We start from the raw sequence: 24293 nt of genomic DNA on the forward strand, positions 1-24293 counted from the left end.
GCCGCATAAGCGGCTTTTTTATTGTCTGTTGCAAAACTCCACTACAATCTCGATTCTGTAGCGCGGGCTTCTGCCCTTGAAAACATCCACTGGCATAACTACCAGCCTACAATCATGAATCTGTAGCGCGGGCTTCAGCCCGTGAAATCCTCCACAGGCATAAATGCCAGCCTACAATCTCGATTTTGTAGCGCGGGCTTCAGCCCGTGAAAGTCTTCCACTGGCATAAATGCCAGCCTACAAGGTTAAAAAATGATTATTATTGAATTTTAAAATCCAACTGTACTTTCATATTTTTAGCCATAACAGCTTGCCCATCTACAATTTTTGGCGCATAACGCCAATGTTCTAGCGCTTCAATTGCTTTATCGACGAATGCCGAACCGCCGTCTTCATCCAGTTTCTTAATATTCTTGACGAATCCTGCTTGGTCAATATCGAACGCTAATACTACCCAACCATCTTTTCTTTGTCGTGCTTTCGACATTGGATAACTGGGCGGGGTGCGGTACAAAGGAGTTGGCTCCATATCGTCATTCCAAGGTGTCATATGACCTATTGCGATACAGTGTTCAGTGGCCTGTTCAGATTTACCACTGCGCTCATATAATTCTACAAGAGCAGCTCTTGATGCTAACTCGTATGGATGAGAGGTTTCTAATTCATCATCAATAACGGTAATCACAGTTTCATAATATTTAATCGCCGACTGGGTGCGATTTTTAGCCGAATTATATTTTGCTAACAAAAATTGTACTTCAACAGTGCGAGAATCCTTTTCACCAACTGTTGCCAGTAATAACTCTTCTGTTTTTTCAAGGGTTCTAAATACGTGTCTAAAATGATGGCTGCTAACGGGTCCTTTAATTAATATTTTGCTTAACAGATAATACATGCTCGCTTTGGCTTGTTTATCGTTTTCGTTAATGTTGTCGGCTATGTCAATGGCAGCATTGATGACAAACCGATATTTTTCTCTTTTTCGGTTAAAATTCATTGTGGTGTAGTGATCAGCTGTGGCTATTTGATCCAAAAGCGCTTGAAAGCGTTCCACTGAGTGTTCATCCTTGAGGGCAGCATAAGCATCCGCAACATTAGCAAGCGTTTCAAACGCCAGTTCTGGTTGTTTGTTAGCTGAATAGGCTAAACCTAAATTGTATTCTAGATTGATAGCATTTTCTGAATTTACACCATATCGTTCTTTTCCTAACTCCAGCGCTTGTTTGGCATAGACAACCGCAGATTGATGCTCTTCAGACGAAACCGCTTGATTATATTGCGCATATACATCCTGAAAAGTAGGCGTTTGAGCCAATGCGACGTTAGTCGATAAGGAGAGTAACAGCGATGGTACTAGTAGACATTTAAACATAAGTTCATCCTTGGGGTATGTTCGAGAAGAAAATGTACCATAGGAGAACAACGATTTATAGCCTAAAATCTCGATTCTGTAGCACGGGCTTCAGCCCGTGAAAACTTCCACTGGCATAAATGCCAGCCTACAATCTGGAATCTGTACTGCGGGCTTCAGCCCGTGAAAACGAACCCTTTAGTATCACGACATTGTGCCATTTACGATAGGTTCAAACGCGGTTAGGCTATCCATCAAGGTACTGTTGCCTAATCCATTCGAAGGAAACATATTTGCGAAGTTACCTTGCTCACCGTGCAGCGCCATGTAGTTTAGTATGATCGTTTCTACCAATAAATTTACGTTATTAGCAGCAGGTGTCGCGGCTGTTTCAACTGATGCATCACGGCGCATATAACCGATTTGTTGATGTTGCGCCTGTTGTTCTGGGGTCGCACCAATTAATTGCGGTGTGCCATTGGGGTTGTATACCAGAAAAAATGACGCAGCAGTCGACGAATTATCACCTGTCCACACGCCTTTACCGCGGCCATCAAGCGAATCATCAATCATCCCATTACTGGCAACTGACCCATCGCTGCATACATACATCATCAGCGGCACGCCTACGCGCGCAGCGTATTCGATACAGGCTCCCATGCAGCGTCCCGCTCGTAAATCTCGCACTTCACCGACCATGCGATTTCCTGTGTGATAATCGAATCCGCCCATAGTAATGGTGCCTGCGCCGGCAAAACCGTTAATAACGAGTTTCATCACCGCGGCAGTTTTTCGAAACTCACTATCACTGTCAAATTCTTGCTGCGTGAACACGCCTGAAGGACCGACAATATCGCCATCTAATTCCGGATCTAACGATGATGGATCACCGAAGCGATCAGTGATATCTGCACTTTTAACATATCCACATCGAACAAGATCTTTAATCACGTCATCGGTCGTAATTTGGGTATTAACTCTACCTAACTTCATGTCACTGATGCGTTGAATGGATTCCATTACAGCCACCGAATCTTGCTGGCTCAATAAGCCTACCAAGTCTCCGGTATCAACTAATCCAGTCACATCCGAGGGACGGTCAATTTTGGTAGGGCGTTTAGCTGCATCAATCATTGACGCCGGTGACATGCTATTGCCGCCTGAATCAGAGTTGCGTGAGCCAATTAGCGTCAGCAGCGAACCATCTGCTCCAACACGATTAATCCCATACATAGGATTGTGTGGATTATTACCGGTATCATTTTCAGAACGAGCAGGAATAACTGCACCATTGATGTTGGCACGATTCACCGGATTCACTTTTTCTAAAATGCCGCGTAAATATGCACTATCGGAATGAAATGCCAAGCCAAGTTCGTTATTGATGAAGTCGCTTAAACCCGTAGCAGGATTCATCACTGACGGAGCCATGTCACCGGGCAGGCCTAACTTGCTGTATCCGCCGGTGCTAAGAAAGTCGAGTTGGCCGCCACGACCGCCTACTAAAACATTAGAACCCGCGATATTGGCACCGCCGGCCAAGTCAAAACAGATGAACGGAATTTTTCCGGCCCCTTGAGTGGCAATCCCGCAACTGGCTTTCAAAGCCTCCAAATCACTTGATAGCGCGGCATTGGCATGTTTGGGGTTGGCAAACATACTAAATACTGAGCCAGCCATTACCGTGCCTAAACCCGCGGTAAAACCTTGAGAAATAAATTCCCTGCGCGTAACCGGTTTAGCATGATCGTCGTGTAGCAAAGGAGCATCGGCGGATAAGTTGTCAAATTTCTTGTTTTTCATTTTATTACCTAACACTCTTAAACTATTGAATTAACATTGCTGCGCTACCAATAGTCGCTGCACAAGTTGCTTTTACTATGGTTTGGGTATAATTGGCATCACACACTTTATTGCCACTACAGTCGGTGAGTGTGTCGATTAAATTATTAAGCTCACCACTCACTTGGTCGCGTTGCGGCTGTGTTGCCACTCCTTCGCCAATAACACGATCCAGTAATGGCGTAATGACCAGATTTCTATCCTGTTCGAAAAATGCGCTGTCCGCTGCTTGAGAAAAATCGAAGCCGCTAAAATAGTTATTACGCAGGCTAGTATTCTCTACTAATTGGTCACAATATTTGATTGCCATTTGGGTCACAGCCATTTGATTTGACGCTAAATAGCCATCGATATTAGTAACACTAGGAAGTTGTTGTTTTAGCTTTTCAAATGCTGCTTTTACTTCTGAGTTGCTGGTGGGAACACCTGTGATAACCGACAAACTGGCATTAATCTCAGCAAAATTACGTACTCCAATTTCTGCTTGAGGAGCTAAGTTGGCCGGCTGTGCAGGGGCTGGGGGATCAGCTTCAATCACTACGTTCGACGCATTGCCAAGCTGTTCAAAGGTTAAGAAAAATTCATCGGTTTCTGCCCCTTTTTCAATCGCCACTGTAGTACCCAATCTAGACATCACTTGCCCTTCACCAGGGATATATTCAGTGCTATTGATTGTGACATCAAGATTTTGGAAAACTTGGCCGGTAGCTGCTTCACGACCATTAATGCCAATTCGCATACCTTGCATAGGTACGCTTGTGATACTGGCGTTGTCATCTAAAGAGATAAAAAATGGTTCTGCGAATAAATAACTGTAACTATCAAATTGGCTAACTTCTAACACCACATAACTCTGATCGATACCGGTATGCTGCGTAACGTTGAACAGCAAAAAGAATTTTTGACCAATCCCAGCATCAAAGTTTTGGGTGATTTGTTCGGCAGTTAAAGCACGATTATGCATAGCCACCATGCGGATAGACCCAGCCCAAGGGATGTCACCGGATACCTCATTGCCTAGTACAAAGGCATAGGTATCATTCCATTCATTAAAATTGCCGACATCAACATTGTCTGTTACCCCCGCATGGACACCGTTAACATAAATTTGACGACCATTTATCGGATCATAGGTCACGACAACGTGCTGTAGGCTAGACTGCAATAATTCGTCATCATCATCTGTAGACAAGGCAGCTTCACCATTAGCATTTGTATTGCTAGTTCTGAGCATATAATCGTAATTGTACAGAGTTTGTCCAAGGGTAAAGTTGCGCGTTTGCGCTCCACCTGAATAACTGACAATTCGTGCGGGACCTTCTTGAGTTACGTTGGCAGGTACCACCCAAGCTTCGATTGACATTTCGCCAGTTGCGGTCAATAAGGTATGTAATTTCTTGCTGCTAGCGGTACTACCTTGCGCTTTACCATCAGTTAATTGTATTCCCCAGCCACCTATCCACGACACGTCGCCACTTAACGTCAAATCGATAGCCGGTTCTACACCACTGGTATCAAATGCGGTTGTGCCCGTACCTGTTTTAAACTCCCATTTAGCGATTAAGTCGTTTTCAAATCTTCCACCACCGGTGGCTAGCGTTCCATCAAATAAGGTGAGCGCTTGACTGTTTACCAGTTCTGGTGCCAGTTCAGTCACATCGATACCGTCGGCCATTGCTTGAATTGCGGCAGTTAGATCTGCTGCATCATCACTGCAATTACTCCAGCAATTGTGAAATTCATCTCTGATGCGTCCAACAAATCGCGACGACGCAGCATTGTCTAAATTCAATCTGGCCTTTGAAGCATCGTATGCTTCATCAACATCACTAGATGCAAAGTAAGGCGATATCGGTATGGCAGCAGAATTCGTATGGCAACTAGCACAATAGGTTTCTAACAAGGGATAAACCGTAGAAGCAAATAAAGCGCTGTCTTGGGGAAAGTTTTTATTCGCACCAGGGGATTTTTGCACTGGCGCTTCCAATTGTATTTCATTGGCGCTGACTTCGGTGTCTGCCCAATTTGCAATCCAGATTGTCATAATATCGGCACATGCAGATGGGCTTGCCAGCCAACAATTATGGCCACCACCAACTTTAGTTACCAAAGTTGACGTTTCTGGCTCTTCTAAATTGACCAAAGGGTTAGTCGCTGCATATGCCAGATTAATATCATCCGCTCGTGCAAATTCAGGAGATTGTCCACCGTCTGTATGGCAGGCTCCACAACGTTCTGCACTGCTAATATTGTCCCATAAATTAAGTTTGTAGCGTTGCACGTCTTCCGTATTTGCTGGTGGTCCAGAATAAGTATCACCGGGTTGAGACGTCGGAGGTGGCGTTGGCGTTTGTTCAACGTTTGCTGGACTGCCACCACACGCGTTTAATATTGCAGTGAAGCTTAGAACAATTGTGAGTTGCGTCACACGGGAGATAATGAGTAATTTCATGCTTAACTCCCTTTACAGTAGTTGGCCGCATCAGCAAAGACACGCTTTATTTGATAACCACTGTTTTTGAAGTTACCTACCATGGAATCTACTTGAGTCCAGTCATCGCCATCTTGCGGAGAGCGTAAACACACGTTTTTGAATACTTTTTTCACTTGGCATTGGGCAAATTGTTCACTATGTGCCAGTTCTTGTCCCATGGTTTTAGCACCGCTACCTGAGCCGGGAAGGTTTTCATCCCAGCCTAGATTTTTATTGATTCCAGCTCGCCAGTAGTTATCCCATTGGTCGTTTTGAATCACATAACCGTAAGGGAAATTATTGCTATTGATTTGATGTTTGGCGGTTACCCTAGATCCGGTGATGGCATCGTTTTGGCCTGCCATGTTGTAACTTAATCGACCACTTAAACCATCCGGATCGGCATCTGAGTTATAACTGTATTCATAGTAGGCAAACGCTTGGGCCAATGGGTCCATTCCAGAGTGACAACCAATACAGGAGTTAAGAAATATCCGGCTATCACCCCCTGGACTGCGGCTGACGTCTTGACGAATGCGGTCAGGCGCGCGACTGGTATCTTTTACACCTTCTAAATCTGTGCATAAATGATTCATCAAGGTAAATCGGAACATGGCGCGATTGGTACCATCTTTGAAAAACGATTTAGCTGCGGCGCGGGTGGTCATCACACCGGCCGTCGCGGTTTCTGGGAGTCCAGTGACTGCAGTTTGCGTTGTTGCTACCAGTGCTTGGCTAAGATCAATTTCTTGATCCTCTAATGCTTGATAGTGCTCATTATTATCCACGCCATAAGCTGGAATATTTAAGGCATTGTCACCGACATAAAGAATATTACCGCTTAATACCAAACGAAAATCCACATCATCTCGGGCCATACCAATTACCGTGGCAGTATAATCATTTAGTGGCGCAAAAATGTCAGCTTCTTCATTAGTCCAGGGCGTGACCCAATTTTTCAGCGTCACGTTGTAAAAAGCGGGATTATCCATAGCAATATACGCGGCTTCTATATTATCGCCTTGCTCAATCAAGTTTTGCATTTGCTCTAGGGTAGTGGCATCAGCGGGTACACCAGTAAGTCTGTCATGCATGCGTTTTGCTTGCTCGGTAGGTCCGGCAATTGCGGTTAGGTGAGTGAACATAGCGGCAACGGCGGCAAGTGTCACAATCTTACAAGGCAACCATCGAGAAATTAATCTGTGCGGTTCCTTTTTTGATACTACTGTTTTCAAGCTCGCGCTCCTCAATACAATACTTCTAAAAATAGTCTAATTTGCCAGCAAGGGTAAATATGACAGTCTAGTATTGGGTGTTATTTTTTATACCCAACTTGGGTCTAATATAATGGTTTTTTGCCGTGCGTTATTGCCGGCAAATTGATGTTCTTGTATTGCAATATTGAATGCATCGAATACAGATCTTGACCAATACAGCACATTTTAGACCATGCAAGTAAATATAAGGTATGCAGCGGTATTTATGTGAATTGTTGAGGCAAAGAATGGGAAAGTTGTCGTCAGAGAAGTACATCTTCATAGACAGTAAATACTAAATTTGTGGAGTAATTATGGAAAGTGACATTAAAACAGTAAGATAGATGGTTAAAAATGCCGAGTGTTAGGCGTGTATTATTTGCTACACTTTACCCCTTAATTGCTTTTCATATATTTTTTTTGGCTTTATTGATGGTACTGATAGCGAACAAAAAACGTCAGTTAAGGTATTAAAAATCATTACTATGCATTAAACACTAAGTTGTTTTATTGACAGCATAATGAAACACTTTAGTTCATGAAATACCGTTGAATTGTGGCTCAAATCAAATTGACCAACTGTTGTATTGATGGGTATTAGCGAGTTGTCGTGAAGCAGAGACAGTTTAAAGTTATTTGCTATCGATAGATAATTAATACTTTTGAGCGTCCTAGGCAATCAAAAAAAGTAAGCACCATTCCTGTCTAAATTTGGTGTTTTATACTTTACAATAATTAAGGTTCAGCGCTACATATGACATTTATTTTTAGCCCCATATTTAAAGGATTGAATCGCAAGACTAGTTTGCTAGTGGCGATTTGCACTGTCCTGTTTGGGTGTGGTGGCGAAAAACAACTTGTTTCTTCTTCGCAAGAACCCGATCCTGTCGTGATCGACGTGCCCATTGCTTATGTTAAGCGCCCGATTCCTCTCGATGAAGATGGCAATTTAATCACTGGCGATTTGCGTCAACCTTTTGAATTTTTGCCAGGCGCTGCTTTGTATATAAAGTCTCGCGCGTCTGCTAATGCTTTAGAAATCAATATTACGGATCGTGCTTTTTATACGCCAGAACAGATTGAGCAGGCAAGTGAAGAAAACCCGCTAGCAGGTTACGATGTAAAAGATGTCGATGTGTCATATGATTCGCAGCGTCTGGTATTTGCTATGCGCGCACCAGAGATTGAAGATGCTGACGAAGACGAACAGCCTACCTGGAATATCTGGGAATACGATCGCAGTTCAGATCAATTACGACGCATTATCAGCTCTGATATTCAAGCTGAAGAAGGACAAGATACAGGCCCTGTTTATCTACCAGACGGACGCATAGCCTTTAGTTCTACCCGTCAAGCGGGTAACCAAGCAATATTGTTAGATGAAGGCAAACCTCAATACCAAGGATTGGATGAAGGCTTAGATGAATATGCATCAGTGATCCACGTTATGGATAGTGACGGCACAGATATACAACAAATATCATTTAATCAAAGTCATGATTTAGACCCGATAGTTCTCAGCAATGGAAAAATTCTATTTAGCCGTTGGGATCAAGCGGGTAATAATGACAGCATTAATTTATACCAAATGAACGCCGATGGTTCAGGCTTGGAAATACTGTATGGTCGCCATAGTCACGCTAGCGATCGAAGCGACGACCCTTTACAGTTTGTAAAGGTGCGAGAACTCCAAGATGGCACAATTTTAAGTGCGTTGCGACCATTCACCAGCGACACTATTGGTGGCGATTTTGTCAGTATTGATTACTTAAATTTCATCGATAATACACAACCAATTGCATCTCAAACTGGTTTATCTGGCCCCGCACAAACGCCCGTGTTATTTGACAATATCACTATAGATGGCAGTCTTTCCCGCGGTGGTCGATTTGCGTCAGTTTATCCGCTTTGGGACGGCAGTAGCCGTGTTATTTTTAGTTGGAGCCAATGTCGAGTTTATGATCCTGAGCAAATTATTGCCGAAGGTGAAGTCGTCGAGCGTAAAATAATACCTTGTGATGACTCCCATGAAGACAACCCGGACATTGAAGAAGCTCCCCTACTATTTGGCTTATGGATGTATGACGGTATTGAAAACACACAGCTTCCAATAGGTGTACCTGTTGAAGGGGAAATGTACACAGAAGCATTGGCAATGGAAGAACGTCCTTATCCTAACGATGCGCAAATTGCAGAAGAATATGAACAAACCTTAGCTGATGAAAACTTAGCGAAAGTACATATTCGTAGTGTTTACGATTTTGCTGGTGTTGATGCCTCGGCACAAGGAATAGCGGTGTTGTCAGATCCAACTCAAACACCTGCTTTACAGCGTCCTGTGCAGTTTTTAAGAATAGTTAAATCGGTATCAATTCCAGATGAAGATGTGAGGGATTTTAACGCCTCAGCTTTTGGTCGAAGCCGAAACCAGTTGATGCGTGAAATTATAGGATATGTACCAGTACAGCCGGACGGTTCGGCGTTGTTTGAAGTGCCGGCAAACTTGCCTCTGGCATTTAGTTTAGTGGATATTGACGGAAAACGTGTTGGTGCGCGTCATCAAAACTGGCTGCAATTTGCGCCAGGAGAAGTAAAAACTTGCAACGGCTGCCATTCGCAACAAAGTACGTTGCCCCACGGTCGTCTTGATGCAGAAGCTGAATCAATAAACTTTGGTGCGCCAACAACAGGAGCCCCATTCCCTAATACTAACCCCGTATTATTCGCGGACATGGGTGAAACCATGGCGCAAACGGCAGGACGTATCAATGGCGTGAATTACCCGACTCCTGATCTTGAATTTGTTGATATTTGGACTGATCCTGACTTAGCTACACCCGCAGAGTCATTCTATTACGCGTACGCTAACCTATCGTCACCTTTACCTGTTACCACAGCTTGCGCTACCAACTGGACAAATCTGTGTCGAATACAAATAAATTATCCCGATACTATTCATCCTATTTTTGAAGTAAATCGTGAAATATTAGCGGATGACGGCATGACAGTGTTGGAAGATAGAACCTGCACCAGTTGCCATTCTCCAACTGATGAAGCGGAAATGGCTCGCGTACCACTTGCGCAATTAGATCTCAGTGGCTCAATTTCAACCGACAATCCAGACTATTTAACCAGTTACCGAGAGCTCATGTTTGCAGATTCGGAACAAGAGTTAAACGAAGGAGCAATTGTTGATCGTTTAGTGCAAGTGTTTGATGCCAACGGTGACCCTGTTTATGAATTAGATGAAGACGGAGAGTTGATTCTCGATGGCGAAGGTAACCCAATTCCTGTATTTCGAACTGTGACAGTGGCAAATACCATGAGCACTAATGGCGCACGTAATAGTGCCGCCTTTTTCGATATGTTTGCAGCGGGCGGTAGTCATCAGGCGTGGTTAAGCAAAGCAGAACTAAAACTTATCGCTGAATGGCTGGATATTGGCGCTCAATACTATAATAATCCCTTTGCAGCTCCGGCAGACTAGTTGATGGAAGGTATGGCAAAGTGGATCGCCCTGATAGGGTTAGTGTTAGTTATAAATACGGTAAACGCGCAAGAGCAATTACCCGAAGTTCAGGTTATTGAACCTTATATTGAAATGCGAACCGGCCCCGCAATTGGCTATCCAATTTTCTACGTGGCAGAAAAAGGAGAGTGGATTAGCATCCTCAAGAGACGCACGAGTTGGTTTAAAGTGCGTACCCAAAAAGATAAAGAGGGCTGGGTTTCGGTGGATGAGCTGAAACTGACGGTGAACAGTGCAGGTGAGCCAGTCGAAATTGAAGATGGTAGTTTTAGTAGTTATCAGCAACGTGATTTCGAATTAGGTGCAAGTGGCGGATCATTTGAGGGTGTACCATCGCTGAGTGTTTACGGGGCTTGGGTGGTAACCGAAAATATCGCCGCAGAGGTAAGTTATAGCCAAGCCTTGGGTGATTTTTCTGAAAATCGTTTTGGGATTATTAGTGTAACTCACACCACGTTTCCTGAATGGCGTTTATCACCGTATTTTCGACTCGGTTTAGGACAGATTAAAACCACACCGCGAGCAAATTTGGTGCAATCTGGTGAAGAAACCAGAACCAATGATTTGATGGTGGGGGGAATTGGATTGAGATATTACTTAGCACGAAATTTTGTCGTGAAATTTGAATATCAGAACTTACTTGCGCTGACAGAGCGTGACGAAAATGAGGAACTTGAAGAGTGGAAACTCGGATTCGCGATATTTTTCTAGGGGCGATTTTAATCAGCGCCAGTAACCTAGCGTTTGCACAAGAAGAGCAGCAAACAGGCGTTCAGAATGTAATTGAACCCGATTTGCAACGCAGAGACATCAATGAGTCGAATATTGATACTGAAAACTTCGAAATCGGTGTGTTTGCAGGAATTATTAGTATCGAAGATTTTTCATCCAGTTCTATCGTTGGTGCGCGTTTAACCTATCACGTAAATGAAGACTTTTTTGTTGAAGCAAGCTACGGGCAGGCTACTGCTGGAGAAACCAGCTTTGAAATATTGAGCGGCGGCGCGCCTTTTTTAACCGAAGAAGAGCGTGAATATAGTTATTACGATTTATCGTTAGGCTATGCCTTAAATGGAGAAGTGTTTTTAACTCGTGATTGGGTATTTAACTCAGCAACGTATTTTACACTAGGTGCAGGAAGTACAGAGTTTGGTGGAGATAGTCGTTTCACCGTAAGTGTTGGGGCAGGATATCGGTTGTTATTAACTGACTATTTTGCAGTACATGTGGGATTAAAAGACCACATTTTTAATAGTGAAATTATTGGCGAGGAAAAAGCCACACATAATATCGAATACGGTATTGGTGCTACGTTTTTCTTTTGAGCCGAATAACAGAATATTTGACGGAGTTTGTCATGAATTCAAAACCTTTATCTAACTTTATTTTATTGTTCGTTGTTGTCAGTTCGTTAACCTTATTGACGGCGTTTACGGCAGGTGCAACTGAATTGCAATCAGCCCCCGATTTTACCTTGAAAAGTAATACAGGTGAAAACTTACGACTCGAAGAACAGCAAGGCAATGTTGTCATCGTTAATTTTTGGGCATCTTGGTGCGCACCGTGTCGTGAAGAGCTACCGCATTTTGATGCGATGCAAAAAGAATATGAAGATCTAGGCTTTACCGTGTTAGCTGTAAACGTCGATGAGTACCCTGAAAAGGCGAATAATCTATTAAACGATATCCCTGTTAGTTTTCCAGTGTTGTTCGACAACCAAGATCAGGTAAGTAAACTGTATGACGTCAGAGCAATGCCGACAACTGTAATAATCGACCGTGATGGTAACAAACGTCTAACTCACTACGGTTATAAAAGTGGTGATGAAGCGAAATATGAAACTGTAGTTAAAGCCTTACTTAGAGAGTAAGTACTAACTATCGTTAAGCAAAGAGATATCTCTTAAGAGGGTAATTAAGAATGCAAATGAAACAGCGATTGCTTAAAACCACGGTTAGTGGATTGATGTTTGCCGGTATCTTGATTTCAAGCGGCTGCGCCAGTATCGAACCTTGGGTTAAGCCCTACGAAAGAGATAACTTAGCGGATCCCATTATGAGCGCGAATCGCAATCCCGTGTCTTTTAGTTATACCATGCACGCATTCCAAGCGCGTGAAGGGGCGAGAGGCGCAGAAGGGGGAGCTGGTGGTGGATGCGGATGCAACTAGAGTTATTTACACAATGAATAAACGCAGCGTTATTCTTTTTATCCTATTGCAAATTCTGCTGGTTGCTGCATTCAGTAGTTTTGCCGCAGTTTTGCCTCAGGAACGCGCAGATGTGATGTACCATTCCTATGAGGGGGATGGTATGTCTATTGATGGTCCTTCTGTGTTGGTGCGCAAACAAATTGGCAACAAAGTCTCCGTTTCTGCGAATTATTATGTGGATATGATATCCGGCGCATCGATTGACGTGCTTGCTACTGCAAGCCCATATGAAGAAGAGCGCACAGAACACAGTGTAGGAGTTGATTTCTTACATAATAAAACCCTCATGAATCTTAACTTTACTAGTAGTTCAGAAAACGACTTTGAAGCAAGATCGGTTCATTTCGGTATTTCACAGGACTTTTTTGGTGATCTTACGACCTTGAGTATGGGGTATTCCAAAGGTTGGGATGAAGTTGGTAAACGCGGTGATGAAAACTTTTTCGAAGAAGCCGAACGTCAGCAGTTTCAATTTGGTGTAACTCAAGTTATCACCAAAAATATGATTATCGGATTAAATTTTGAAAATATTTCTGATGAAGGCTATTTAAACAATCCCTATCGAGCTGTACGTTTTGTTGATCCTAGCGCTGAACGCGGTTATCGTTTTGAAACAGAAGTTTATCCGAATACGCGCACCAGTAACGCAGCTGCAATCAATTTAAATTATTATTTACCTTATCGCGCCAGTATATACGGTGAGGCCAGCGTATTTTCTGACACCTGGGGAATTGATGCCAATAGCTACAAACTTGGTTATATCCATACCTTTGGAGATAATTGGATTTTAGATATGCGAGTGCGGCATTATCAACAAGATAAAGCGGATTTTTATCAAGATTTATTTGCACGAAGTGCCGAATTTAATTTTCGAGCGCGCGATAAAGAAATGAGTACATTTAGCAATACTTCGATTGGTCTAAGTGTCACCTATGAATATCGTTTCTCACCTAGCTCATGGGTGAAAAAGGGCACAGTCAATTATGAATTAGATCATCTTCGTTTTGAGTATGATGACTTCAGAAATGTCCTAGCTGATGCGCCAGTTGGGGAAGAACCACTATTTGAATTTTCTGCCAATGTGACACGCATATTTGTGTCACTGTGGTATTAAGGTACTAGGAGTACCAGGTGAAATACATGAACATGTCCACTTTTATCGCAGCACTGTTACTTTTGTCAGTTGCATTTCAAAGTTCAGCTCAACAGTCAGCAGATACGGATCAGCAAACGGTTGCTAAGCAATTGCAACAATTAAGAAAAGAAGTGATCGCCTTGAATCGTGATCTGTTTGTGCTTGAAGAAGATTTATTATTTCCATCTAGCACACAAGTCGTAGTGTACCTTTCAGTGGATGTAGGTACTTACTTTAAGTTAGATTCTGTAGAACTGAAAATTGATGACAAAGTGGTAACCGAATTCCTTTACACCGACCGTCAAGTTGATGCGCTTTATCGAGGCGGCGTACAACGTTTACACATTGGAAATTTAGCACAAGGTGATCATCAAATCAGTGCTTTTTTCATTGGTTTAGGTCCAGAAGGTAGAGAATATAAACGCGCTGCAACCTTTAATTTCAAAAAAGAGGCAGACGCTAAGGCACTTGAGCTAAAAATCAGTGATTCCAGCGTTAAACAACAACCTGAATTTACCGTGGTAGAGCTTTAGTGGCTGGTATTTAAGGCAATGGATAAACGGCTTCATATAGTGCGCAATGCAATTTTTGTTACCCTGTCTTGGTTGATGGTGAATACGCCGGCTTGGTCTGTGCAAAAATGCGAAACCGTGATGCTAGACAAGGCCTATCAAGAAATTCTGTACTTTTATTTTCAACAAGATTTCTATCAAGCACTCACTCAATTTGAGGTTATCCAGCAGGCCTGTCCCAATGCCCTGTCACAAATAAGTCAGCCTGGTGTTGATCCTAATTTGCTCAAGGGCGGGATTAGTTTGGCATATGGATTAGAAGAACAAGCCGCCGATATTTTCAATCAATTATTGGTGCAAGTGGCAACGCCTGAAACACAAACTCAAGCTTGGTTTTTGTTGGGAAAATCCTTGTTCGAAAAGCAACAATACGAATTGGCTTCAAGCATCTTAAATAAGATTAACGTCAATAGTGCAGATGAACATTTGCAAACCCAAGATAAAGACCAGTGGTTATATATCCAAAGTCAGTTATTCAACTGGCAAAATACGCAATCAACCAATGTCGCTCGAGATAACAGCTATTGGCTAACTGAGTTATCTGAAGATTCTGTTTACCGTCAATACGTAATTTACAATCAAGGCTTGGCGCAACTGCAATCCAATCAATATGTTCAAGCAGTGGATACTTTGGAACAATTAGGGACGGCACAAACAAGTATTTTGGATACGTTTCTTGGTGGTTGGTGGTCACCGCTGACGGACGTTGATCAAACCGAAATGGACGCGTTACGTGATAGAGCAAACTTAACTATCGGCTATGCTCACCTTAAAAATCAGCAAGGACTAAAAGCACTCAATGCGTTCAATCGTGTACGTTTAGATAGTTTAGACACTGATTCGGCCTTATTGGGTTATGGTTGGGCTGCGGCGCAACGGGAAGAGTATCAAATCGCGCTATCTGCATGGCAAAAGTTGCAAAGTATGCCACGTAGCAACGAATACATCATGGAATCCTATTTAGCTTCTGCCTATGCGTTCGAGCAGGCCTTCGCGCCAACACAAGCTCTAAATAACTTGCAACGAGGGTTAAAGCGCTTTGCTCAAGAAAAACAAATGTTGCAAAGCCATCAACAAAGTATCAATGATCAATTTTTTCTAAATTTAGCCAAAAATAAAGATTGGTCCAAACAGATTCCTTCGCATTTGTCTGAAGTGATGTTGAGCAAAGATTTTCGCAATCAAATGACATGGCTTGAAGAAAGTTTGGCCCTTCAAGCACGCTTTGATGATTGGCAGCAACGTTTGCTAACGTTCAATTTGATGTTAGATGAACGCCAGCAAGAATCGTTAAAACGTCAACAGGCTCTAAAACAAAACGATTTACTATCGAAACTTGCCGAATATGAAGCGCTTCGAGATTCACTAAAAGCCACTTTAGCTAATGCTAACTTGCAACCAAGAATATTGGCCAACGAGGAGGAGCTTGCATGGCAGGCACGCCTCGACCGTGCTCAACAACGCCACAAAGATATTACTGAAGGCTGGTTAGCGTTAAATCAAAAGCCGCTCAAACCCCGCTATCAAGCGCGTTTGCAGCGTCTAGAAGGCATTATGATTTGGAATGCTGCTGAGTCGCTTGCAAAACGTCGTTGGCAAGCACAAAAATTGTTGAATGAAGTAGATACTTTGATAGCGAAAACTGCAAAGCAACAAGCTCAATTGGTTGCGCAACTTAATCAAACTCCTGAATATCAAAGTCAACGTCAACGAATTATGCAATTGCAACAGGATTTGGCAGTCCAGCAGGAGCGTAATCAAGCGTTGCAGACACAACATTTGGCGAATTTAAATGTGCTGTTTATTGAACAAATAAATCAACAAATAGCGCAATTAGATAGCTATAACTTGCAAGCTCAGTTAGCCCTTGTTCGGTTAAATGATAAGGCATTTAGAAAAGCAGAAGCAGACAGGCAGGGGGCAACAAGATGATCGTGTCTCGCCGCTACTTTCGCTTGCTCGTAGTAATGTTTAGTGGGTTTTACTTATCCGCCTGTGCGGGTCTGTTTGACGCTCCACCAACGGTCAATTTAGTTGAAAAACGCAAAACGCTCGGCGAGTTTTATTTTGAACCTGTATCACTTAATCACGATCCTTTACCTGACGAAGGTTTAGAGAATTTGCGCGATGCTTACGTGAATTTGCTGGATATTATCGATGATCCGGAGACCATCAAAATTGTGCAATATCGACTTGCGGATTTGGAGGTTTTGCTAGCAGAGCGACAGCAAGAAGTTGGCGTAGCGCCGGTTGATAGAGGGTTTTACGACTTAGCGATTGCCCAGTATCAGTCTATATTAGACCGTCACCCAGAGCAGAAAGAAAATGCCGAAGTGCTTTATCAATTAGCCAAAGCCTATGATTTACAAGGACAGTCTCAACAAAGCCTGCAAGTTATAGATACGCTGTTGGCCAAATATCCCGACACAATATATCTGGCTGAACTTGAATTTAGACGCGGCGAGATTTTGTTTAACGTACAAGATTATCCCGGAGCTGTACAAGCGTATCAGGCGGTTTTAGAACAAGGTCCAAATACCGATTATTTTATGACTGCCGCATATATGTTGGGTTGGAGTCATTTTAAAATCGAAAGCTATGAAAATGCATTGCTAGCGTTCACCCAGTTGCTAGATCAAAAGCTACCAAATAGTGTGATAGATTCGCAAATGTTGAGACAGTTGAACGCCGAGCAGCAATTGGCGTTGTTACCGGTCGGTGAAAAGCGAATCGTAAACGACAGTATCCGCATTATGGCGTTGCTATTTTCTTATCAAGGTGCAGAGCAAAGTTTAAAAGCCTTTTACGAGAATGTAGGCGAGCGCCATTATGAGAATTTGCTTTATGACCGATTGGGACAGCAATTTTTAAATGAAGATCGTTTTCGCGATAGTGCACTGGTTTATCGTGGGTTTACCGAAGTGCATCCAGAACACAACCAAGCACCTACATTTGCAGTGAAACAAATTGACGCATATATCATAGGTAAGTTTCCCACCTTCGTATTGCCTGCTAAACAGGATTTCGTTGACCGCTATGGTATCAATGGCCCATTTTGGTCGCACTGGGGACAATTAATTCAGCAAGATGTAAAACCCTATTTAAGAACATACATTCAAGAACTTGCTCAATATGAACATAGTAAGGCGCAACTGTTAACCAAAGCTGCAAATCAACCAAATGAAGAACAACTCGAAAAAGTGGAAGAGAACCACCAAAAAGCGCAAGTGGCTTATGCGCAAGCGGCCAAACTTTATCGGGAGTTTATCGAAACCTTCCCTCATGACGATTTAACCCCACAAATCACGTTTAATTTAGCTGAAAGTTTATTTGAAGCTCAGCGTTATCAACAAGCGATTGAAGCTTATGAAATATATGCTTATCAGTATTTGAATGAACCTAGAGCTGCCGAAGCGGGTTATGCCGCAATTTTAGCTTTTCGCGCACTTCGAGAAACGTTAACTGATTCGACTTTGCAGCAGCAATGGCAAGATGAGCAACTTGCCAGTCAGCAACAATTTGTGAGCCGATTTAGTGCCGACCCCAGAGCTATCGATGTGTTGTATGACACTATGCAACAACAATTCGAACTTAAGCGTTATTTACTTGCGATTGAAAGTGCCGAGTCAATATTGGCTTGGCAGCCTACAGTGGATGCCCAGCGGAAAATGTCTGGTCAATTGGTGATTGCCCATAGTGAATTTGCATTACAGCAATATCAACGTGCCGAAGCCAGTTACGAGCAAATTTTAGCGGCTCTTGAGCAAACGGATCCGCGTTATAATGATATGTTGGAACGACTGGCTGCCAGCATTTACAAACAAGCAGAAGATAATCTGGCGAAACAATATGTGGCTTTGGCGATAGAAGATTTTTTACGAGTGATAGCTAAAGCACCCAGTAGCAGTATACGAGTCAACGCACAATATGATGCCGCTAGTTATTTATTGGAAATGCGGTCTTGGACTGAAGCCATTTCGTTGTTAGAAGATTTCAGAGTGCGATTTGCATCTCATCCACTAACTGAAAGTATTCAGGATAAACTGATTTTTGCTTATCAACAGAATCAAGATTGGCTGCCTGCAGCGGAAGAATTAAAACAGTTGTGGGAAACAAATCCTGATTCGGAAGAAGGACGCGAAGCGCTGTACATTGCGGCGCAGTATTACCTTAAAGCGCAATCTCGAGACGCTGCATTAGATACTTATCGTACTTATGCACATCGTTATCCTTTGCCATTTAATGAAGTGACAGAAGCGCGCTTTCAAATGAGTGAGTTTTATCTGCAAAGCAATGAAGAAAGTAAACGTCGCTTTTGGCTCAGAAAATTAATTCAAGGAGATGCTCAAGCGGGTGCTGATCGCACAGATCGATCGCGATATCTTGCTGCAATGTCTTCAATTGTGTTTGCTGAAGATGATGTACAAGCTTTTAATCGAGTGAAGTTGTCTTTACCACTAAATAAAAGTCTGAAGAAAAAGCGTGAAGTGTTAGATAAAGCGTTGGCGTCGTTAAATGCAACCTTGGAATACAAAATCGCCGAGTTTAGTACTGTGGCTAACTTTAAAATTGGTGAGATATATGGTCAATTGGCGCGAGATTTAATGGATTCTGAGCGACCAACTGGCTTGTCCACATTAGAACTTGAGCAGTATGATATTTTATTAGAAGAACAAGCCTATCCATTCGAGGAGCAAGCAATAGGCATTCATGAAGCGAATATTCAACGCAGTTGGCAGGGCGTATATGATCGCTGGGTTAGAGAAAGTTTTGCCGCGCTGAGTGAATTATTACCAGGACGCTACAACAAGCAAGAACAAGTGTCGGAGGCTGCTAATGCGATTTTCTAAATCACCATTGCAAGCTAATGTGCCTAGCTGGTTGATTATGTTGTTAATGGTTACTGTATTGCCAGGGTGTGCTAGTTTTGATCAAATATTTACTGCCCAACCGGATCCTCAACCAGTAGAAAAATCGCTGTCTTCTGGCGACACCAATCAAACTGACGGGGAGCCCATAGAAGCGCAGCCGCTTGACCCAATGCAAGTAAAAGTTCAAGCACTTAGGGCACAACCCAATTTATATTTGTCAGGTTCAACTCCAGTTAAAGCCTCTGTGAAATATCAATTTGATCAAGCGCTGGCTGCAAAACAGGAAAACAATCTAGCGCTTGCCAAGCAACTCTTTCAGGCCTTAATCAGTGAACAACCTAAGTTGTCTGGACCTTGGGTGCAGTTAGGTGATCTTAGCATGCAGCAATTCAATCAGGCTGAAAATTCAGATTGGGATGCAAAACAGGTATTCTTGGAAGCGGCTAAATCAGACTACGAAAAGGCCCTTAGGCTAAATCAGAACAATTATTTTGCTCACAATCGACTTGCCAAGGTATATCGTGAAATGGGCCAGTTTGAGCAGGCAGAGCAACACTATAATTATGCAATAAGTAGTTATCCTGCATATGATAATGCCTATTTGAATTTGGGGATTTTGTACGATCTCTATATGGGTAAAAAACAATTAGCGTTAGACAATTACGAGTTGTATCAAGCACTACAAGATGAACCCATTCGACAAGTAAAAGGCTGGATTGCAGATCTAGGCCGACAAATTGCCAAAGCAAAAAAAGAAGGTTAACAAATGAAATCGGTGTTAAGGATTTTAAGTTTCACATTCATTACCTTTGCTAGTTCTGCTAGTGTATATGCGCAATCTGATCAACAGCCGTTAGACACCGATGAATTGGTGCCGGAATCAACGCAAACTGTGACTCAGGTTAATGGCAAAATTTTGATCGAAGATACCATTCGTGGCAGTCGAGAGCAGCCACGAGTATTGTCGATTGTGCCTTGGCAGCCGCCACGCGATAAAGCGTCACTGCCAAGCCCGTTTGTGAAACGGATTGAACAGGATTTTATGCCATTAGATAGAGATGAGTTTACCCGCAAAGTGAAACACTTCGATCGCGTTAATGGTGAAAAATAGCAGTAAAAACGTCACTGGCAAATGTTAGTGGTAGGTAAGTTATTAAATTTGTTAACTGTGTGGATATTCCCATACGCTACAAAGCGGCAGTAATGAGTAGACTGTCGGTATTGCACAATTAAGGTATTTTTATGGATATTATAGTTCGCTTCTTTCAAGAAGGTGGTTCCTTCATGTTTCCAATTGCTGTGGTATTAGCATTAGGGATTGCTATAGCAATTGAACGTTACTTGTTCTTAAGTAAGGCGAAAAGAACCAATCAAAAAGCCTTTAAGCAAATTGAACCTATGTTGGAATCAGCTAATTACGAAGGTATTTTAAGTTTTGGTAAATCCAATCAAGCTCCTATCAGCCGCATTATAGGTGCAGGGATCGCTAGAATGTCATTAAGCCAACGCCGTGAAGATATCGAATACGCGATGGAAGAAGGACTCATGGAAAGCACACCGCGTTTAGAAAAGCGCACTGCTTACTTAGCCACATTAGCAAATATATCTACACTATTAGGCTTGTTGGGAACCATTATTGGCTTGATTGCCGCGTTTTCAGCAGTAGCGACAGCTGACCCTTCAGAGAAAGCCAGTTTGTTGTCACAAAGTATTTCAGTCGCTATGAATACTACTGCTTTCGGCCTAATCGCTGCGATTCCGCTGTTGGCTTGCCATTCAATCTTACAAACCAAAACCACGGAAATTATTGATAGCATGGAAATGGCTGGCGTGAAATGTTTAAACACCCTTATGGGGCGTCAGGCTATTTCTACTCGTTCTCGCACAACGGATTAATTTAGAATGTTGGGCAGAAAAAAACGTCTGCAAAAGCAAGATGCTGAACTAGACATCACTTCATTTATGAACTTGATGATTGTGTTGGTGCCTGTCCTACTAATGATGATGGTGTTCTCGCGTATTACCGTACTAGAGTTAACTTTGCCAGAATTGGGAGATGCATCTGCACAAACGGAATTAGATGAAAAAGACAAGCAACTTGAAATTATTGTGCGTAACACAGGAATTGAAGTGTTTTACCCGCAGGGCTACTTGGTAAAAAGTATTCCTAAGGTAGAACAAGAATACGACTACGCAGCGCTCCAATACGTGTTAAGGCAAATTAAACAAACCCTGAAAAATCAAGAGTTGGAAAAAAATCAGGCTACTTTGCTGCTCGAAGAAGACATTTCGTATCAGGTAATTGTCGCTTTGATGGACACCACTCGCTCATACGAAGAAGTGGTGGTCGCGTCAGTTGTTCAAGCTGAGTTGTTTCCGCAAATTTCATTGGGAGATGCACCTTTACTAGACGCATCTGACCAAGTTAACCAAACCCAATAGCAGAGGATCGTCGATGAAAAAATCAGTTCGCGCCTCTCGCATGGAGAGACATCACAAACGCATGGCAAAAACGTCAAAGTTAAGCCTGGTATCGTTGATGGATATCTTTACCATTTTGGTATTTTTCTTAATGTTCAATGCGTCTGATGTGCAAGTGCTACAAACAGATAAAAGTGTGAAGTTACCTGAGTCTACTGCAGAAACTGCTGCCCAAGAGACATTAGTGTTGCTGGTCAATGCTAAGCATATTTTGTTGCAAGGCCAGCGGATGGCAGATGTTGCCCAAGTTATGTCACAGCCCAGTGACATTATTCCCGCTTTGGAAAAAGAACTAACTTACCAAAAAAACCGAACCAAAATTATTGCGGTTAATAGTAACGAAGAGCAAGATCCTAGCGAAATAGCTCGGGCAATTACCATTATGGGTGATCAAGCGATTCCTTACAGTTTACTGAAAAAAATTATGCAAACTTGCGCTCAAGCTGGGTATACCAATATTTCATTGGCAGTAGAACAGCAACTGCCAGCTAAGGGGGAAGAATGAGTACTCTGGTTCAGCCCCACTTTAGAAGTCAGTTGCCTTGGTCTTCCAGTGAAAAAGAAAATAAGTTTTTTAATAAATTAACATTAGCCGCGCTGGTTATTACCTTGTTTTTGGGGTTGATGATAAAATGGCAAGATGTGCCAGAACAAACCCGCGAAGAAAAAGAACGTGTACCGCCGCAGTTAACACGCATAATCGAAGCGCAGAAAATTGAACCACCAAAACCGATAGAGCCGCCAAAGCCGATTCCCGAAGAAAAGCCACCGGAAATTAAACCGGATGAGCCAAAGAAAGAACCTGAGCCACCCAAGCCAGAGAAGAAGGTTGAAAAACCAAAAGAAAAACCTAAACCGGAAGTTAAAAAGCCGTCAGAAGCAGAACTTGCCGAGCAGGCTCGAGAAAAAGCCAGTCAAAGCGGGTTGCTACAGTTTACTGATGACTTAAACAGTATGCGGGAACAAGCCAATATTAATAATTTGGCTGACACGGAAATGATCCAAGGGGCCGGAAAAACTAACGAACAACAGCGGGCTTTTGTGGGCAAAAAAGTCGATGACAAAAGTGGAGGATTAAATACCGGTGATCTTTCTACGGATGTAGGTGCTAGAGGAGAGTTGGCTGGACGCAAAACCACTGAGTTTGATGCCCCTAATGAAGGTTTAGCGTCACTTGCCGCCAAAGAGCTAGTGACTGAAGAAACGGTTTTAGGGAGTCGAGATATTGAATCAATTCGCAAAGGTTTTGATACCAATAAAGGTGCCTTGTATACCATTTATCGACGGGCACTGAGGGATGATCCGAGTTTGCAGGGTAAAATCACCGTGAATCTGGAAATTGCACCCAATGGTTCGGTGACTAATGTGAAATTAGTATCCAGTGAATTGGATTTCCCTGAGCTCGAAGAAAAACTACTCAATCGTATTCGTTTAATGAATTTTGGTGCCGATCAAGTCACTGCCACTATTCTTGATTATTCGTTAGATTTCTTTCCGTTTTAAAGCAAACCCCGTCCCCGGAATAAATTCCGGGGCTACAATTCTTTCCAATCAAATTAATTCCAAAGCGACAGAAATAGTAGCCCGGGCTTTTCGCCCGTGAAATCTCCGAAGGGATATAATCAATGTAGCCCGGGCTTTAGCCCGCGGAATCCCCGAAGAAATACGATCAATGTAGCCCGGGCTTTAGCCCGTGAATCTCCGAAGGGATATAATCAATGTAGCTCGGGCTTTAGCCCGTGAAATCTCCGAAGGGATATAATCAATGTAGCCCGGGCTTTAGCCCGCGGAATCTCCCATTTACCTACACAATTGATTGTATCAACACGCTAATCAACGTAAACTGCGCGCCAGAGCTGGTCAAGACAATCGCCGCCTTGTTACCTTTTGGTTTTCAAGGGGGAGGAAAGTCCGGGCTCCAAAGGGCAGGGTGCCAGATAACGTCTGGGCGGCGCGAGCCGACGACAAGTGCAGCAGAGAGAAGACCGCCTAAGCGCGTAAGCGCCGGTAAGGGTGAAAGGGTGCGGTAAGAGCGCACCGGGCCACTGGTAACAGTTGGTTGCAAGGTAAACTCCACCCGGAGCAAGACCAAATAGGGTTCCTTATGGTGCGGCCCGCATCGGAACCGGGTAGGTTGCTTGAGCCAGTGAGCGATTGCTGGCCTAGATGAATGATTGTTAATCTCTTTGAGAAATACAGAACCCGGCTTAATGACCAGCTCTAACTTCCTCATTTTATCAAATGTAGTACCTCATATAGCCAAACCACTACAACGGTTGCTGCCAAGATAAAACGTTCTTAAAACTTCTGGTATCTCAATATCCAGAATACCTTTTCGATTCTGTCACGCTTAAATACCTATCTTAGTCAATCATTCGTATTGGATGATGTCCACGCTCGGCGCTTTTCTAAGGGCGTTCCAGCAACATTCCTGGCGACGTTTTATTCTTTTAACCCTTCCCAATAAAAGCATATTGACTTTTTTTAACGGTATGTTAATTTAAATAAATAAACCGGTTTAGTAAAACGGTTTTGTTGTCGTTCAGGATAAGCCAGAACGGTAACTAAATAT

General features: G+C 42.9%; 19 protein-coding genes and 1 other RNA gene. 16 read left to right on the plus strand and 4 right to left on the minus strand.

Annotated elements, in window-relative coordinates; all coding sequences use genetic code 11:
• Positions 1–259: 259 nt before the first annotated feature.
• The 4 genes from GLIP_RS14210 to GLIP_RS14225 all read right to left on the minus strand — a co-directional run bounded on the left by GLIP_RS14210 (position 260) and on the right by GLIP_RS14225 (position 6901).
• Positions 260–1372 (minus strand): energy transducer TonB, encoded by a 1113-nt coding sequence (locus GLIP_RS14210; RefSeq protein ID WP_008845349.1) that lies wholly within the window; start codon positions 1370–1372, stop codon positions 260–262.
• Between the two features lie 183 nt (positions 1373–1555).
• Complete coding sequence (locus GLIP_RS14215; protein ID WP_008845350.1) at positions 1556–3154, minus strand: hypothetical protein; 1599 nt, start codon at positions 3152–3154, stop codon at positions 1556–1558.
• 22 nt (positions 3155–3176) lie between these two features.
• On the minus strand, positions 3177–5645 hold the full coding sequence (locus GLIP_RS14220) for a LamG domain-containing protein (RefSeq protein ID WP_008845351.1): 2469 nt from the start codon (positions 5643–5645) through the stop codon (positions 3177–3179).
• A gap of 2 nt (positions 5646–5647) precedes the next feature.
• The gene (locus tag GLIP_RS14225) at positions 5648–6901 is read right to left on the minus strand and encodes a hypothetical protein (RefSeq protein WP_085949190.1); all 1254 of its coding nucleotides are present in this window, start codon (positions 6899–6901) and stop codon (positions 5648–5650) included.
• Positions 6902–7676: 775 nt separating this feature from the next.
• Here GLIP_RS14225 and GLIP_RS14230 point away from each other — a divergent pair.
• The 16 genes from GLIP_RS14230 to rnpB all read left to right on the plus strand — a co-directional run bounded on the left by GLIP_RS14230 (position 7677) and on the right by rnpB (position 23947).
• A complete protein-coding gene (locus GLIP_RS14230) occupies positions 7677–10409 on the plus strand; it encodes an HzsA-related protein (protein WP_008845354.1) in 2733 nt (910 codons plus the stop codon).
• A gap of 12 nt (positions 10410–10421) precedes the next feature.
• Positions 10422–11162 (plus strand): SH3 domain-containing protein, encoded by a 741-nt coding sequence (locus tag GLIP_RS14235; RefSeq protein WP_226992229.1) that lies wholly within the window; start codon positions 10422–10424, stop codon positions 11160–11162.
• Positions 11132–11776: an outer membrane beta-barrel domain-containing protein gene (locus GLIP_RS14240; protein WP_008845356.1), complete on the plus strand. Its 645-nt coding sequence runs from the start codon at positions 11132–11134 to the stop codon at positions 11774–11776. Before GLIP_RS14235 ends, GLIP_RS14240 begins: the two co-directional genes overlap by 31 nt.
• 32 nt (positions 11777–11808) lie before the next feature.
• Positions 11809–12321 (plus strand): TlpA family protein disulfide reductase, encoded by a 513-nt coding sequence (locus GLIP_RS14245; RefSeq protein WP_008845357.1) that lies wholly within the window; start codon positions 11809–11811, stop codon positions 12319–12321.
• A gap of 56 nt (positions 12322–12377) precedes the next feature.
• The gene (locus GLIP_RS14250) at positions 12378–12620 is read left to right on the plus strand and encodes a DUF4266 domain-containing protein (RefSeq protein ID WP_193362862.1); all 243 of its coding nucleotides are present in this window, start codon (positions 12378–12380) and stop codon (positions 12618–12620) included.
• Between the two features lie 13 nt (positions 12621–12633).
• The gene (locus GLIP_RS14255) at positions 12634–13776 is read left to right on the plus strand and encodes a DUF3570 domain-containing protein (protein ID WP_008845359.1); all 1143 of its coding nucleotides are present in this window, start codon (positions 12634–12636) and stop codon (positions 13774–13776) included.
• A 26-nt stretch (positions 13777–13802) separates the two neighbouring features.
• Entirely contained in the window at positions 13803–14330 is a 528-nt protein-coding gene (locus GLIP_RS14260; RefSeq protein ID WP_008845360.1) for a hypothetical protein, read from the plus strand.
• A gap of 18 nt (positions 14331–14348) precedes the next feature.
• On the plus strand, positions 14349–16301 hold the full coding sequence (locus GLIP_RS14265; RefSeq protein WP_040523056.1) for a coiled-coil domain-containing protein: 1953 nt from the start codon (positions 14349–14351) through the stop codon (positions 16299–16301).
• The gene (locus GLIP_RS14270; protein WP_040523058.1) at positions 16298–19219 is read left to right on the plus strand and encodes a tetratricopeptide repeat protein; all 2922 of its coding nucleotides are present in this window, start codon (positions 16298–16300) and stop codon (positions 19217–19219) included. The genes GLIP_RS14265 and GLIP_RS14270 overlap by 4 nt, the downstream gene beginning before the upstream one ends.
• The gene (locus GLIP_RS14275; protein WP_008845363.1) at positions 19206–20003 is read left to right on the plus strand and encodes a tetratricopeptide repeat protein; all 798 of its coding nucleotides are present in this window, start codon (positions 19206–19208) and stop codon (positions 20001–20003) included. Before GLIP_RS14270 ends, GLIP_RS14275 begins: the two co-directional genes overlap by 14 nt.
• Before the next feature lie 3 nt (positions 20004–20006).
• Positions 20007–20351, plus strand: a complete 345-nt coding sequence (locus GLIP_RS21485) for a hypothetical protein (protein WP_008845364.1) — start codon at positions 20007–20009, stop codon at positions 20349–20351.
• 131 nt (positions 20352–20482) lie between these two features.
• Positions 20483–21136, plus strand: coding sequence for a MotA/TolQ/ExbB proton channel family protein (locus tag GLIP_RS14285; protein ID WP_040523060.1), 654 nt, complete (start codon positions 20483–20485; stop codon positions 21134–21136).
• Positions 21137–21142: 6 nt separating this feature from the next.
• On the plus strand, positions 21143–21682 hold the full coding sequence (locus GLIP_RS14290; RefSeq protein WP_008845366.1) for an ExbD/TolR family protein: 540 nt from the start codon (positions 21143–21145) through the stop codon (positions 21680–21682).
• A gap of 13 nt (positions 21683–21695) precedes the next feature.
• Complete coding sequence (locus GLIP_RS14295; RefSeq protein ID WP_008845367.1) at positions 21696–22226, plus strand: ExbD/TolR family protein; 531 nt, start codon at positions 21696–21698, stop codon at positions 22224–22226.
• Positions 22223–23224 carry an AgmX/PglI C-terminal domain-containing protein gene (locus tag GLIP_RS14300; protein WP_008845368.1) on the plus strand — a complete coding sequence of 334 codons (1002 nt, stop codon included), beginning with the start codon at positions 22223–22225 and terminating at the stop codon, positions 23222–23224. Before GLIP_RS14295 ends, GLIP_RS14300 begins: the two co-directional genes overlap by 4 nt.
• 349 nt (positions 23225–23573) lie before the next feature.
• Positions 23574–23947: RNase P RNA component class A (gene rnpB, locus GLIP_RS21515), an RNA gene on the plus strand.
• Positions 23948–24293 lie beyond the last annotated feature (346 nt).

Origin of the sequence: Aliiglaciecola lipolytica E3 (assembly GCF_000314975.1) — a bacterium.
Lineage (GTDB): Bacteria > Pseudomonadota > Gammaproteobacteria > Enterobacterales > Alteromonadaceae > Aliiglaciecola > Aliiglaciecola lipolytica.